Origin of the sequence: Faecalibacterium faecis, assembly GCF_040096475.1 — a bacterium.
In the GTDB taxonomy this organism is placed as follows: Bacteria; Bacillota; Clostridia; order Oscillospirales; family Ruminococcaceae; genus Faecalibacterium; species Faecalibacterium taiwanense.
The window spans coordinates 1-14,693 of sequence record NZ_JBBMEP010000008.1 but is presented as its reverse complement, the minus strand read 5'-3'; the positions used below and the strand labels follow the sequence as shown (position 1 = coordinate 14,693).

Annotated in this window: 13 protein-coding genes; 3 read left to right on the top strand and 10 right to left on the bottom strand. The window is 58.7% G+C overall.

The genetic code is table 11. The annotated features are described in order from the left end of the window. Window position 1: 1 nt before the first annotated feature. From hisC to WMO17_RS05425, 5 genes are all read right to left on the bottom strand, one after another. Complete coding sequence (gene hisC / locus WMO17_RS05445) at window positions 2–1,063, bottom strand: histidinol-phosphate transaminase (protein ID WP_349137611.1); 1,062 nt, start codon at window positions 1,061–1,063, stop codon at window positions 2–4. A gap of 11 nt (window positions 1,064–1,074) precedes the next feature. Beyond that, the gene (gene hisD / locus WMO17_RS05440; RefSeq protein WP_097774578.1) at window positions 1,075–2,352 is read right to left on the bottom strand and encodes a histidinol dehydrogenase; all 1,278 of its coding nucleotides are present in this window, start codon (window positions 2,350–2,352) and stop codon (window positions 1,075–1,077) included. Further along, window positions 2,349–3,944, bottom strand: a complete 1,596-nt coding sequence (hisG, locus tag WMO17_RS05435; RefSeq protein ID WP_349137610.1) for an ATP phosphoribosyltransferase — start codon at window positions 3,942–3,944, stop codon at window positions 2,349–2,351. Before hisG ends, hisD begins: the two co-directional genes overlap by 4 nt. A 174-nt stretch (window positions 3,945–4,118) precedes the next feature. Beyond that, complete coding sequence (gene trxA / locus WMO17_RS05430) at window positions 4,119–4,427, bottom strand: thioredoxin (protein WP_005943661.1); 309 nt, start codon at window positions 4,425–4,427, stop codon at window positions 4,119–4,121. A gap of 175 nt (window positions 4,428–4,602) precedes the next feature. Further along, window positions 4,603–6,657: an FAD-dependent oxidoreductase gene (locus WMO17_RS05425; RefSeq protein WP_338427739.1), complete on the bottom strand. Its 2,055-nt coding sequence runs from the start codon at window positions 6,655–6,657 to the stop codon at window positions 4,603–4,605. A gap of 202 nt (window positions 6,658–6,859) precedes the next feature. Here WMO17_RS05425 and WMO17_RS05420 point away from each other — a divergent pair, with 202 nt between their 5' ends. Then, window positions 6,860–7,750, top strand: a complete 891-nt coding sequence (locus tag WMO17_RS05420; RefSeq protein WP_347070431.1) for a LysR family transcriptional regulator — start codon at window positions 6,860–6,862, stop codon at window positions 7,748–7,750. Between the two features lie 53 nt (window positions 7,751–7,803). On the opposite strand, the gene WMO17_RS05415 is transcribed toward WMO17_RS05420, so the two are convergent. The 5 genes from WMO17_RS05415 to WMO17_RS05395 form a co-directional block, all read right to left on the bottom strand. Beyond that, the gene (locus tag WMO17_RS05415) at window positions 7,804–9,174 is read right to left on the bottom strand and encodes a PTS transporter subunit EIIC (protein ID WP_349137609.1); all 1,371 of its coding nucleotides are present in this window, start codon (window positions 9,172–9,174) and stop codon (window positions 7,804–7,806) included. A gap of 38 nt (window positions 9,175–9,212) precedes the next feature. Continuing rightward, a complete protein-coding gene (locus tag WMO17_RS05410; protein ID WP_005943672.1) occupies window positions 9,213–10,619 on the bottom strand; it encodes a 6-phospho-beta-glucosidase in 1,407 nt (468 codons plus the stop codon). Between the two features lie 127 nt (window positions 10,620–10,746). Beyond that, window positions 10,747–11,646, bottom strand: coding sequence for a MurR/RpiR family transcriptional regulator (locus WMO17_RS05405; RefSeq protein ID WP_044953908.1), 900 nt, complete (start codon window positions 11,644–11,646; stop codon window positions 10,747–10,749). Between the two features lie 131 nt (window positions 11,647–11,777). Beyond that, window positions 11,778–12,725: a transketolase family protein gene (locus tag WMO17_RS05400; RefSeq protein WP_005943680.1), complete on the bottom strand. Its 948-nt coding sequence runs from the start codon at window positions 12,723–12,725 to the stop codon at window positions 11,778–11,780. 1 nt (window position 12,726) lies between these two features. Further along, a complete protein-coding gene (locus WMO17_RS05395) occupies window positions 12,727–13,578 on the bottom strand; it encodes a transketolase (RefSeq protein WP_349137608.1) in 852 nt (283 codons plus the stop codon). A 14-nt stretch (window positions 13,579–13,592) separates the two neighbouring features. Between WMO17_RS05395 and WMO17_RS05390 the strand changes: the two genes are divergently transcribed. Continuing rightward, window positions 13,593–14,012: a hypothetical protein gene (locus tag WMO17_RS05390; protein WP_145945761.1), complete on the top strand. Its 420-nt coding sequence runs from the start codon at window positions 13,593–13,595 to the stop codon at window positions 14,010–14,012. 45 nt (window positions 14,013–14,057) lie between these two features. Then, window positions 14,058–14,594, top strand: a complete 537-nt coding sequence (locus tag WMO17_RS05385) for an ECF transporter S component (protein WP_154255740.1) — start codon at window positions 14,058–14,060, stop codon at window positions 14,592–14,594. Window positions 14,595–14,693: the final 99 nt, after the last annotated feature.

The window sequence follows — 14,693 nt, the reverse complement described above, 5'->3', positions numbered from 1 at the left end:
TTCATTCCTCCATGATCTTATCCAGCGTTTCCATAAACGTCTGCATCTGTTCCGGCGTGCCAATGGTGATGCGCAGCCAGTTCTGGATGCGGGGCGCGTCGAAATGGCGCACCAGAATGCCGTTTTTCTTCAACTCTTTGTAGAGTGTCTTGCCGTCTTTCCTGTTGGTACTTGCAAACAGGAAGTTGGAACGGCTGTCCAGCACGGCAAATCCGCGCTGTTCCAGCTGTTGTTTTGTCCATGCGCGGGTGTCCACGATGGCGGCGCGGGTCCTGTCAAAATAAGCGGTATCTTCCAGCGCGGCCTGCCCGGCCTTCAGGGTCAGGCGGTTGATGTTGTAGGGGTTCAGGCTGAACTTGACCCGGTTCAGGTCGGCAATGAGCTTTGCATTGCCCATGGCAAGACCCAGACGCGCACCGGCCAGCTGCCGGGACTTGGAAAAGGTCTGCACCACCAGCAGGTTCTCGTACTGGTCGATGAGGGGCACGCAGCTCTCGCCGCCAAAGTCCACATAGGCCTCGTCCACAATGACCACATTGTTCGGGTTTGCCTTTAAGATGCCCTCAATTTCCGCCCGGGGCAGTGCAATGCCGGTGGGGGCGTTGGGGTTTGCAAGGACGATGGTCTGGTTCAGGCCGTAGTAGTCCTTCGGGTCAAGGGTGAAATCCTCTTTCAGCGGGATGATGCGGCTGGGAATGTGCATCAGCCCGCACCACACGCCGTAGCAGCCGTAGGTGATGTCGGCATAGGCCAGCGGGTGGTCTGCGTCGCAGAAGGCACGCAGCGCAAAGAAGAGGTTCTCGTCGCTGCCATTGCCGGGCATGATCTGCTCCGGCTGCAAACCGAAGTGGGCTGCGGCCGCCTTGAGCAGGTCGGCACAGGCGGGGTCGGAGTAAAGGCGCAGCTTTTCCACCTCGTGCTCGCTCACGGCAGCGATCACCGCCGGGGAGGGCAGATAGGGGCTTTCGTTGGTGTTCAGTTTGATGTACTGCTGATCCTGCGGCTGCTCACCCGGGGTGTAGGGAGTGACAGCGGCCAGCGTGGGAGAAAGGAATTTACTCATGGTTCAAATCCTCACTTTTCATACCGGATGGTCACGCTGCGGGCGTGGGCGTGCAGGCCCTCGCGCTCGGCAAAATCGGCGATGCGGGGGGCTACTTCGCCCAGCGCTTCCCGGGTGTAGTAGAGGAAGCTGGACTTCTTTACAAAGTCGTCTACGCCCAAGGGGCTTGAGAAGCGGGCGGTGCCGCTGGTGGGCAGGGTGTGGTTGGGGCCTGCAAAGTAATCGCCCAGCGCTTCCGGCACGTTGCGGCCAAGGAAGATGCTGCCTGCGTTTTTGATCTCGTTCAGCACGCCGAAGGGGTCCTCCACGCACACTTCCAGATGTTCCGGTGCAATGATGTTGCAGGCTTCAATGGCCTTGTGCAGGTCGGTGCAGAGGATGATCTTGCCGTTGTCGTCCACGCTGGCGCGGGCGATGGCGGCACGGGGCAGCTGCGGGATCTGCACCTCCAGCTCCGCCTGCACGGCCTTGGCCAGCTCCGGGCTGTCGGTGACGAGGACCGGGCTTGCCAGTTTGTCGTGCTCGGCCTGACTCAGCAGGTCCGCCGCCACCCATGCAGGGTTGCAGCCGCCGTCGGCCAGCACCAGAATTTCGCTGGGGCCGGCGATCATATCGATGCCCACCTTGCCGAACACCTTGCGCTTGGCGGTGGCAACGTAGATGTTGCCGGGGCCAACGATCTTATCCACCGCAGGGATGCTCTGGGTGCCGTAGGCGAGAGCCGCCACAGCCTGTGCGCCGCCGGTCTTGAAGATCTTGGTCACGCCTGCGGTGGCAGCGGCGGCAAGGATGACCGGGTTCACCCTGCCGTCCTTTCCGGCGGGGGTGGTCATGACGATTTCGGACACGCCTGCCACCTTTGCCGGGATCACGTCCATGAGCACGGTGGAGGGATAGGCCGCCGTGCCGCCGGGCACATAGACACCGGCCTTTTCAATGGGGGTATATTTCTGGCCCAGCACGATGCCGGGCTTGTCGTTCACCACAAAATTCTTGTGCACCTGCTGGCGGTGGAAGCTCTCGATGTTGGCGGCGGCTTCGCGCAGCGTTTCGAGGAAGTAGGGGTCCATGCCCGCAAAGGCTTCGTCGATCTCCTCCTGCGTCACCTGCAGGGCATCGATCTTCGCGCCGTCAAATTTCAGCGCATAATCCTTCAGGGCATCGTCGCCCCGGGCGCGCACATCGGCAATGATGCCGTCCACCACATCCTCTACGTTCTTTTCCGCGCGGATGTCGCGGTTCAGGATCTCTTCGGGCTTCAGCTCGTCAAAGTTATACAGCTTGATCATTTTGCTTCCTCCTTGTTCTGCAGTTCCGCCCGCAGCTTTTCCAGCATGGTGTCCATTTCGGCGTGCTTGAACTGGTAGCTGGCCTTGTTGGCAATGAACCGGGCCGAGATGGGCATGAACTCGGTGACCACCTTCAGGCCGTTCTCCCGCAGGGTGGTGCCGGTCTCCACGATATCCACGATGACGTCCGAAAGGCCCAGAATGGGGGCCAGCTCAATGGAGCCGTTCAGCTTGATGATATCGATGTCCCGCCCCATGGATGCGTAGTAGCTCTTTGCAATGTTGACGAATTTGGTGGCCACCCGCACCGGGCGGCTGGGGTCGTCCTTGTAATCGGCCGAGGCTGCAACGCACATGCGGCATTTGCCAAGGCCGGTGTCCAGCAGCTCGTACACATCGGCAGAAGCCTCTGTGAGGATGTCCTTTCCCACGATGCCCACATCGGCGGCACCGTGCTCCACATAGATGGCAACATCGCTGGGTTTGACGAGGAAGTAGCGGATGCCGGCCTCCGGGTTTTCCACCACCAGCTTGCGGGTGGTGTTGTAGTCCTCCGGGCAGCCGTAGCCGATGCCCGCCAGCAGGTTATACACCTTATCGCCCAGACGGCCCTTGGGCAGAGCCACGTTCAGCATCACCCTGTCGGTGCTGTTCTTCTGCACCGGCGGCAGCGGGGCGCTCAGGCGGTCCAGCTCGTCCAGATAGACCGCAAAGCCGATGGCACCGGCACCGGGGGTGAACTTCTGCATCAACAGGTCGTAGCGGCCGCCCTTGAGCAGGGGACGGGGCAGGGCTTTCAGGTAGCCCTGAAACACAAGGCCGTTGTAGTATTCCATCTCACCGGCCAGCGTCATGTCCAGCCGGATCACGCCGCCCGCCTTTTCCAGCGGCACAGCCAGCGCTTCCAGCTCGGCCACCGCCGCGCGCATGGCGTCGTTGCGGCACAGGGCAGCAGCCTTTGCAAGGGTATCGGCATAGCTGCCGCAGAGGTTCAGCACGCTGCACAGGGTATCGGCGGCATCGGCAAGACCGGCTGCTCCGGCTGCAGCCCGCAGCTCGTGGGCGTTTTTCTCCCGCAGCTTTTCCAGCAGCTTTGCGCGGGCGGCATCCGGCACGCCCAGCGCGTCGAACAGGCCGAACAGGTAGCCCATGTGGCTCACTTCCAGCACCCACTCGGCCCCCAGTGCATCCAGCGACCGCGCCGCCAGACACACCGCCTGCTGCACCTGTGCTTCGCCCACCGCACCCAGCATCTCAAGGCCCATCTGGCTGATTTCTTTAAAGGTGTGGCTCTCGGCGGAAGGGCGGTAGACGTTCTCGTGATAGTAGTAGCACAGGGTCTCGCCGGGGGCGGGCTGCGCCGTCTTGGCAATGGAGAGGGTCACGTCCGGCTTGAGGGCCAGCAGACGGCCATCCAGATCGGTAAAGGTGATGACCTGCTCGGACGACAAAAAGCTGCGGTTCTCCTGATACAGGCCGTACTCCTCAAACCGGCCCATATGATACTTGCGGCAGCCCGCCGCTTCGTACAAGGCGCGCAGCGCAAAGGAGGCGCGCTCCTTGGGCTGCAGGTTTGCAATGCTGAATTCCATTGTCGGTTCCCCCATTTCTTACTTGAGTTTATTTTACTTTATCTAGGTAAAGTTGTAAAGTAGGAAAGTGACGGTGTTTTCAACTCAATGATACGATTTTTCTGTGCGTTTGTACAGGGAAAAGAAGAAAAGGAGCCGTTGCATGGCGCAACAGCTCCTTTTCAGCACGCATATTTACCCAAGCAGGTCCAGCACACTGGCTTTCGGGCGGGCACCCACGGCCTGACGCACCAGCTTGCCCTGCTCAAACACCAGCAGGGTGGGGATGCTCATCACGCCGAACTGGCCGGCCAGCTCCGGCTGCTCGTCCACGTTCACCTTGCCCACCTTCACGTCGGTGCGCTCCTCGGCCACCTCGTCCACAACGGGACTGAGCATCCGGCAGGGGCCGCACCAGCTGGCCCAGAAGTCCAGCAGGACAGGCTTTGCGCTCTGCAGTACCTCCTGCTCAAAATTTTCCTTCGTGATCGTAACAACTGCCATATTTCTACCTCCTGAAAGGGTTCGTTCGTGGTTGTTCTTATGGCATCAGTATACCCAAAACGCCGGGGCTTTTCCGTAACCGGGTCACATTGGGGCGCAAAAAAGCCCGGAGCAGGAAGAAAGAATACTGCTCCGGGCAGAGAAACGCTTATTTCAGTGTTCTGTCAGCAGGGTATCAGACACCGGCCACGCAGTTCTTGCCGGCGATGTAGCCGTAGTAGACGCACAGGCTGTGGCTGATGCCGCGCATGCAGATGGGGTATTCCACTGCGTAGCGGCTGCCCTGCACATTGCCGCAGACATACAGGCCCTTGATGATGTCGCGCTTGGGGCTGGCGGGGTCCTCCTCGGTGAAGGTGTGGCAGTTCTCGTCGCTCTCCAGGCCGCCCACGCACACCAGCATGGAAGTGGTGCCCCACTGGCATGCATAGTACGGGGGATTCTCCAGCGCGAACATCCGGCTTGCGGGCTTGCCGAAGTCATCGTCGGAACCGGCCTTGGCCAGCTCGTTGTAGCGCTCGACGGAAGCCAGTGCATTATCCAGTGCATCGCCCTCAAAGCCGCACTGGGTCAGCAGGTCTTCCAGTGTATCGGCCTTGAACTGGTAAGCCTCGGCCTTTGCGCTGATCTTGGTGTACTGACGGTCGGTGTAGTTGGGGTTGGACTCATCCTCATCCTCGGGGATGATGTAGCACAGGCCGCCGTGGTTTGCGGGCATGTAGGGCACCTCTTCGCCCCACTTGGAGTCGTACAGCTGGAAGGAGGTGCACTCGGGCTGCAGCTCGATCTGGTTTTCCAGCTGCTGGCCGGGGATGCACTCGTTCATGAAACGGTCGCCGCGCTTGTTGATCTGCAGGAAGGGGGTCACGCCCATGCCGCTGCCCATGTGGTGGGTCATCGGTGCGTGGAAATCCTGCACCTTTGCGCCGATCCATGCGCCCATGCGCAGGCCGTCGCCGGTCTCCACGGTCTTGCCCTCCACGTCAACGCCCAGCATACCCATGGCACCCATGTTGGCGATCTTCTTCTCCACGATCTCGGGAGCAAAATGCTTCATGATCTTCTCGTCGCCGGAGTTGTCGCCGGTAGCCAGGATCACGCCCTTGGAAGCGTTGAGCTGGATGTACTTGTTGTCATTCTGTGCGTCGCGGATGATCACGCCGGTCACGCGGCCGTCGCTGTCCTTCAGCAGCTTGGTGCCGAAGCAGCCGAAGAAGGTCTGTGCACCGTTCTCAACGGCCTTGTTCAGGTTGGCTTCCACTATAAAGCCCTGCTGATCCTTGCGGGAAGAGCGGAACTCCATGCTGGAAGGGAAGGTGGGGAACTCTTCGTTGCGGTAATCGTAGTGCTCGGGCTGAGGCCATGCCAGCGGCACCAGAATACCCTTGTCGAACTGCTCCTGGGTCACGGCCTCACGGGTGGAGTCGCAGATGGTCAGCTCGGGGTAAGCCTCGATGAACCAGTCCATGACCTCGTGTGCATGGGAAGCCCACTTTTTCAGGATGGAGCGCTTGTTGCGGTAGGTGCACTCGCGCATCAGGCGGTCGACCACAACATCCTCGTCCACGATGTTCTCACGGCCCCAGCGCTTGTTCAGGCTGCCGTTCAGCAGGGCATACTCGCCGCTGCGGCAGTTGAAGGAAGAGCTCTTTTCCACGATGGCAACTTTTGCGCCCTCCTCGGCAGCCGCACGGGCAGCGCAGACGCCGGACAGACCGGCGCCGATGATGACCACATCAAAGTCCTGGGTCTCACTGGCCTGCACGTCCGGCTCTTCGCCCAGCCAGTCATCGCCGGTATCCCCGGCGGTATCTGCAGCAGGCTCTTCGGAAGCAACGCCCATAGCCTGCTCGATGCAGCTGGCGGCAGCCTTCTTGACCGCGTTGGTGGTGACGGTGGCGCCGGAGATGTTATCGATCTCGGTACCCTGTGCGGCCATGATGGCCTCCTGCAGGGTGGGTGCGGCCACGCCGCCGATGCTCTCGGTCTCGTTGGAAGCATCGATGACCACCTCGGTGATGGCGGTCTCGCTGAAGGTCATGGTCACCTTCACCTCACCGATGCCGGTGGCCGTGCCGGTGTAGGTACCGGCGGTGTAGATGGCATCGCCGGAAGCGGCGGTGCTGGAAGAAGCTGCGGAGTTGCAGGCAGCCAGTGCACCGGCGGTAACACCGCTCATGGCGGCAGCGGCGGCGACCTTCAAAAAGCCTTTGCGGGAGATCTTTTCCATTTGGATTTCCTCTTTCTTCTCATCAATTTCTCTTCGTCTCTGCGGGAGTTTTTCCCGCGCCGCACTTAGTATAAAATATAACGAAGTAAAAGGGAAACAAAAAAATTTTGTCGTCCTAATAAAAAGTGTTTATAACTGTCTCCCACCATGCTATACTGAGAGCAGACGGATCTTCCCCTGCACAGAAAGGAGCTTTTTTCGGATGAACGACCACCAGCTGCTGTGTTTTCTCACCGTGAGCCGGACCCTGAATTTTACCACAGCCGCCCGGGAGCTGTACTGCACCCAGCCCGCCCTCAGCTACCAGATCCGCAGTCTGGAAAAGGAGCTGGATCTGGCCCTGTTTGAGCGCAGCACCACCCGCGTGGCGCTGACCGAAGCAGGCCGGGCCTTTGTGCCGCAGGCGGAGGGGATCTATCGCAGCATCCTGAACGCCCGCACCGCGCTGAAGGGCTTTGCCCGGCGGCGCACGCTGACCCTGCGCCTGCCGCCGGTGCTGCTGCAGCGTGACCCCATTTATCCCATCCTGATGGCACGGCTGCACGCCGCACTGCCGGGATATGAGTTTGCGGTGGACACTCGGCCCGTGTCACGCAACCCCCACGAAATGCTCTGCAGCGAGGCAGACGCAGCCCTCTATCTGCCCTTTGGGCCGTTGCAGCCGGAGATCGAGCGCACCCCCATCCTGCACAACACCTTTTACCTGATCGTATCGCCGGAGCACCCGCTCACAGGGCGCAGCACTCTGGCGCTGGCCGATCTTGCCGGGCAGCAGCTGTTTTATGAGCCGCTGTATCAGGAAATGGTGGATCTTGCCGTTGTTCAGCCCGGCCTGCCGTTTTCCGCACCAAGCTGGCACATGGTGGAAAACTACGAGTGTGTTTACAACGATCTGCTTGCCGGGCGCGGCATGTTTTTGTGCCCGATGAAATACCCGGCCTTTCCGGCGGCATGGTACCTGCCGCTGCAGCTGCCGTTGCCGGACACCTGTCTGCTGACCCTGCGGGACGACCCGCGTCCCGAGATCCAACGGCTGCGGGAGGTATTTACCGCTGTATACGCCAGCCGCGCAAAGCTGCTGGGAGAGGCGTAAAAAGCAGCGCCGGAACGGCAAAATCGTTCCGGCGCTGCTTGTTTCAGAAGAGATCAGGCTTCTTCCGGCACATCATCAAAACCGATGAACCAGAGGATCGCAAAGGTGGCCACAAAGGCGATCGCGGCAGAGATCAGTGCGTTGATCACGTTCATGGGATTTTCACCGACATACAGGCCGATGGCTGCCAGACCGGCACCACCGCCGCCAAAACGGCGCACACCGGTCAAACCGGCATACAGGCCGCCCAGACCACCGCCGATGGTGGTGGCGATGAGAGGCTTACGCAGACGGACGTTGACGCCGAACAGAGCAGGCTCCGTCACGCCCAGCAGAGCGGTCACACCGCCGGAAACGGCCAGCTGACGGAAGTTCTTGTTTTTGGTCTTGATGGCAACGCAGAGGGCTGCGGCACCCTGTGCAATGTTGGAAGGCAGATTACCGGGGCCGATGACCGTCTCATAGCCCAGCATAGACAGAGAGTTGACATAAGCGGGCAGCAGGCTGTAGTGCATACCGGTCATGACCAGGAACGGCATAAAGGCACCGATGACGGTGGGCAGTGCCCAGGGGCAGACCTTTTCAATGGCCAGCAGGACGTTGACCAGACCATCGCCGATGATGCTGCCCAGAGGGCCAAGCACGCACAGGGAGATGGGAGCCATGATGAGGATGGTGAGCACCGGCCGCAGGATGAACTTGACCACAGAGGGCACGACCTTATTGACAAATCGTTCCACGTATGGCAGTACCAGCGTGATAAGGAAGATGGGGATGACTGAGGAAGAATAGGTTACCATCTTCACCGGCAGACCCAGCACATGGACCACATCGGCATCGGCTTTCAGGGCAATGAAGTTCGGGTGCAGCAGGATGGCCCCCAGCAGCATGGCCATCTGCGGGTTGCAGCCGAACTTTTTGGCCGCGGAGTTGGCCAGGAAGATCGGCAGGAAGTAATAGGAAGAGTCTGCGATGAAGTTGAGGAAATAGTACAGATTTCCGCTCTTGTCGATCCAGCCGAAGAGGGTCAGCACAGACAGCAGAGCCTTGATCATACCGGCACCGGCGATCAACGGCATCAGCGGGGTGAACACACCGGCCAGCGTGTCCAGAATGATGCTGACCCTGCTCTTCTTTTCCTCGGCCGGGGCGGCAGGCTGTTTGACTTTCTTACCGCCGAAGTCGCCCAGTTTCATCAGTTCATCGTACACGGCAGCTACTTCGTTGCCGATGATGACCTGATACTGGCCGCCTTTGTTCACGACACCCACCACGCCGGGTACGGCTTTGACCTTGGCCTCGTCCACGCCGTCCATTGACTTGAGGTTGAACCGCAGGCGGGTGACACAGTGGGTCAGAAATGTAACATTTTCTGCGCCGCCGACCTGTTCCAGCACCTGCTGGGCAGTTTTCTTTGCATCCATTTGTTTTGCCTCCTTCAATATCCTAAAAAATGCATTGCTTACAGGGCGGTGTCTGCGCCGTTGCTTGCAATGACTTTTTTGTACCATGCAAACGACTTTTTCTTTTTGCGGGCCAACGTGCCGCTGCCGTCATCCTTCTTGTCTACGTAAATGAAGCCGTACCGTTTGCGCATCTCGCCGGTGCCCACCGAAATAATGTCGATGGGACCCCAGCAGGTGTAGCCGATCACCGGAACGTCATCCAGCTCAATGGCCTGCCGCAGCGCATCAATGTGACTGCCCAGAAAACGGATGCGGTAATCGTCCTGAATGCTGCCATCCGGCTCTACGGTGTCGATGGCACCCAGACCATTTTCCACAACGAACAGCGGCAGTTCATACCGGTCATACAGCTCATTCAGTGCGATGCGCAGGCCGTCCGGATCGATGGGCCAATCCCAGTCGGTACGCTGGAGATACGGATTGCTGCGTTCTACACAGCAATCCGTATCTTCCGTTGCACGGGCAACTGAAGAAAAATAATAGCTGAATGCGATGTAATCCACAGTTCCTGCGGCCAGCAGCTCGGCATCGCCCGGCTGCATCTCTACCGAAGTGCCCATGCGCCGCAGCTGTGCCGTGCACAGGCTGGTGTAGTGTCCGCGGCACATCACATCGGTGTAATAATAGTTCGGCATCATCTGGAATCTCTGTGCCAGCACATCCTTGGGTGCGCAGGTGCGCGGGTAGGTGGTGGGATACTGGATCATGCAGCCGATTTTATTTTCCGGGTCGACCGCATGCCCGATCTGCACGGCCTTTGCACTGGCAAGGAACATGTTGTGGCTGACCAGCGCTTTGACAGCGTTGTGCTCCTCGCCTTCGGCAAAGAGCACGCCTGCCTGATGGTATGGCTCGCTCTGGTTCATGGTCTCGTTGATTTCATTGAAGGTCATCCAGTACCGGACCTTTCCCTTGTAACGCCGGAACACCGTTTCACAGTACCGGGCAAAGAAATCGATCAGGGCTCGGTTACGCCAGGAACCATAGTGCTGCACCAGATACAGCGGCGTTTCGTAATGCGAAAGCGTGACCACCGGTTCGATCCCGTAGCGGTGCAGCTCGTCGAACACACGGTCATAGAAAGCAAGCCCGGCCTCGTTCGGCTGCAATTCATCGCCCTGCGGAAAGATGCGCGGCCAGTTGATGGACATTCGGAAGCACTTGAAGCCCATCTCGGCAAACAACGCGATGTCCTCTTTGTAATGGTGGTAAAAATCCACGGCTTCATGGCTAGGGTAGTAGTTGCCCTCCATGACCTGTGTATGAATCTCGCGCGGGACGCCGTGGCGTGCACCTTTTTCCACGTCGGCAATGCTCAGGCCCTTGCCATCCGTCTGGTAGGCACCTTCGTACTGGTTGGCGGCGGTCGCACCGCCCCACAGGAACTTTTTTGGCATCTCCATAAGCTTGAAAACCTCCTTGCAGGTATAGAATACTTGCAGGGAGGTTTTTGTGCAACATTTTTTAAACTTATTGGTACAGTGTTAATTTTTCTGTTTCTTTTTGCACGATCAAAAACGGAACAGTGTTTCATTCCGCATTTTCTTTGTGCAGATTCAACAAAATAGGATTGGTGGAGGTGCGGTGCTGTTCCAGCTCTCGGGCGCGTTCCAGCTTGTAGGTATAATTCTTCTGGTAGTTCTGCCGGAAGTACTCGGAATACAAGATGTCCAGTAGAAGGGTCATGGACAGATGGGAAGCATAGTCCCCAAGATTCTGATAGATGCTTTCTTTGGTGGAAAGGGTCAGCTTGCAATCCGCATAACAGGTCAGGCTGTTTTCGCCAAAGCTGGTCAGCGCAAGGATGGGTGTTCCGGAGCGTTTGCACTGCCGGGCAATCTCCAGCATCTGCGCCGTTTCGCCGGAATAGGAAATGATCATGGCAAGGTCCCTCTCGGACAGACAGCAGGCCTGATACCGCTGGTAGTTCAGATTGTTGAAAATGACCACCCGCTTGCCGATCTTGAGCATCTTTTCTCGGAAGGATTCGGCCTGATTGATGGCCGTCCCGGCGGAAAAAATGTGGATTTCCTCGTGATATTTGAGCAGGAGCACCGCTTTGTGCAGGTCTTCGTACCGGAGAAGCTGCATAGTGTCCTTGACGGCTTCTTCGTACAGCTCGCCGATGTTCTGCGCCACCCGCATGGGGCTGTCGTTTTCAGCAAAGGGAAAATTGAAATCCACCTTGCCCTGTTGCTGGTCGAGATATTCCAGTTCACGCACAAAATTTTGCTTGAAGTCATCAAAGCCGGTAAAGCCCAGCTTTTTGCAAAGGCGCAGGACGGTCGGCGGAGAGGTGTAGGTCACTTCTGCCAGACTGCGGGTGGAATATTTGGCAATTTCCATCCCATGCGCCAAAATATAGGCGGCCAGCGTTTTTTCCCCTTCCGAAAGTTTTTCCTGAAACGCAAGTTTGTCCACGATCAGCATTGCGATTCTCCCTTCCGCTTTTTCTGTAAGCATATCATATCCTGCAGTATTTGGCAAAAAAATTTGCGGCATGCAAAAACGCCGCCGCGTCAGCAAATGACGCGGCGGCGCAGATACAGTGGGAGAAGCGCTTATTTGCCCAGCATTTCGTGGGCAGTCTTGCAGATGGTGGCAGCATCCAGACCGTAGAACTTCAGCAGGTCCCATGCCGGGCCGGAGCAGCCGAACACGTCCTGCACGCCTACGCGGCGCACAGGGGTGGGCAGCTTCTCGCTCAGCACGGCGCAGACGGCCTCGCCCAGACCGCCGATGACATTGTGCTCCTCGGCGGTGATGACCTTGCCGCACTCCTTTGCAGCCTTGAGGACGATCTCCTCATCCAGAGGCTTGATGGTGTGGATGTTGATGACCCGGGCGTGGATGCCCTCAGCGGCCAGCTGTTCCGCAGCCATGCGGGCTTCGTTGACCATCAGGCCGGTGGCGATGATGGCAATGTCGCTGCCCTCGGTGATCTGCTCGCCCTTGCCGATCTCGAAGTGATAGTTCTCGGCATCGTGGAACACAGGCACAGCCAAACGGCCAAAGCGCAGATAGACGGGGCCTTCCATTGCGTAGGCAGCACGCACAGCGGCGCGGGCCTCCACATCGTCGGCGGGGCAGATCACGGTCATGCCGGGAATGCTGCGCATGAGGGCAAAGTCCTCGCAGCACTGATGGGAAGCGCCGTCCTCGCCCACCGAGATGCCGCCGTGGGTGGCACCGATCTTCACGTTCAGGTGGGGATAGCCAATGGAGTTGCGCACCTGCTCAAAGGCACGGCCGGCGGCGAACATGGCAAAGCTGGAAACAAAGGGCACGTAGCCCATGGTGGACAGGCCCGCAGCCACGCCCATCATGTTGCCCTCGGCAATGCCGCAGTCAAAGTGGCGGTCCGGGTAAGCCTTGCGGAACATGCCGGTCTTGGTGGCAGCAGCAAGGTCTGCGTCCAGCACCACCAGATCCTCGTGGCCTTCGGCGGCCAGCTCCTTCAGGGTGTTGCCGTAGCTTTCACGGGTAGCAATCTTCTTCACATCTGCCATCTTAGTTTTCCTCCTGCTCCAGCGCGGCGTATGCGGCGTTCAGTTCCTCAATTGCGATCTTGTACTCGTCATCGTTGGGGCCCTTGCCGTGCCAGTCCACAGAGTTGGTCATATAGGAAACGCCCTTGCCCTTTGTGGTGTCCATGATGATGCAGGTGGGCTTTGCAGTCTCTGCATGGAATGCCTGCATGGCGGCTTCGATCTGGTCGTAGTCGTGGCCGTCGATGGTGACGACATTGAAGTTGAAGGCCTTCATCTTCTCTTCCAGCGGGGCGCTGTTCATCACGGTCTCGGTGGTGCCGTCGATCTGCAGGTGGTTGCGGTCCAGCACAACGCACAGGTTGGAAAGGCCGTAGTGTGCGGCAAACATGAAGGCTTCCCAGCACTCGCCCTCTTCCACCTCGCCGTCGCCCAGGATGGTGTAGACGTTGATGGGCTTACCGGCGTGCTTGGCACCCAGTGCCATGCCGCAGGCGGCAGACACGCCCTGACCCAGACTGCCGGTGGACATATCCACGCCCGGGGTCTCGTTCATGTTGGGGTGGCCCTGCAGATAGCTGCCGATCTTACGCAGGGTCTTAAGGTCTTCCACCGGGAAATAGCCGCGCTCTGCCAGCGCTGCATACAGTGCCGGTGCAGCATGGCCCTTGGACAGCACCAGACGGTCGCGGTCGGCCTTCTTGGGGTCCTTCGGGTCAATGTTCATTTCCACAAAATAGAGGTAGCTCAGCAGCTCGGCGATATCCAGACTGCCGCCCGGATGGCCGCACTTTGCGCTGTGCGTGCCCTCGATCACGCCCATGCGGATGTGGCAGGCGTGCTTGGCCAGAGTAAGTTTTTCTGCATTTGTCATGATGGTCCTCCCGTATGAACCTCAGATTTGCACATGTTCAAAAAAGCCTTTCGTCAGCGCCGGTGCAGTCCTGCTGCCCGCAGCGCGCTCTTTTTCAAGTTTATATTAGCTATTCTATGCAAAAAGGTCAAGCTTCTTCATGCAAAATGTACACACGCGGGGAAATATTCATTGAAATTTGCCGCTTTTTGGTTAAATTGCAGGCTTTTTGCCGTATCTTGACAAAGCCAGAGGCATCTGCTATATTTTTCACAGATTCCGGCACGAAGCCGGGTGTGCGGACAGAAGCCCGTGTTCTCCATCCTGATGGAGCATTTTATCCACCGCTGCGCTTACGCAGCGGTGCAGCGCAAAGCCCACAGGGGGCCTTTGCGTTCTGCCATCTTATTTTTGCTGCTATAGACACCACGAAGGGGTCTGCCGTTGGCTTGTAAGCCGGGCAGACCCCTTTTTTGTCTGGCCAAAGGAGGAAGCTTTTTATGAAAACGAACCCCCATTCCACCACCCGCAGCCTCGTGCTGGCTGCACTGTTCCTTGCACTGGCCTTTGTGCTGCCCATGATCACCGGCCATGTGCCGCAGGTGGGCAACATGCTGTGCCCGATGCACTTTCCCATTCTGCTGTGCGGCTTTGTGCTGGGCGGCCCATGGGGCCTTGCCGTGGGCTTCATTGCTCCGCTGGTGCGGTCGGTGCTGTTCGGCATGCCGCCGATGTTCCCCATCGCCATTGCCATGGCCTTTGAGCTGGCCGCCTACGGCCTTGTGTCCGGCGTGCTCTGGCACAAGGTGAAGCACACCGTGCCCATGATGTACGCTTCTCTTGTCACCGCCATGGTGGCAGGCCGTTTGGTCTGGGGTGCAGTACGCTTTGTGCTGGCCGGCCTGACCGGTTCCAGCTTCCCATTCAGCGCGTTTTTGTCCGGTGCGCTGCTCACCGCTGTGCCGGGCATCGTGGCTCAGCTGGTGCTCATCCCGCTGATTCTGATTGCTCTGCAGAAGGCAAAGTTTATGGATTGACTTACTATTTAGGCTGCCCTCCGCTTTGCTCTGGGCATAAACAGCGGAAATTTTATTTTTATTATTACAGAAGAGGGGGGGGGGGGGGGGCCGGGGGGG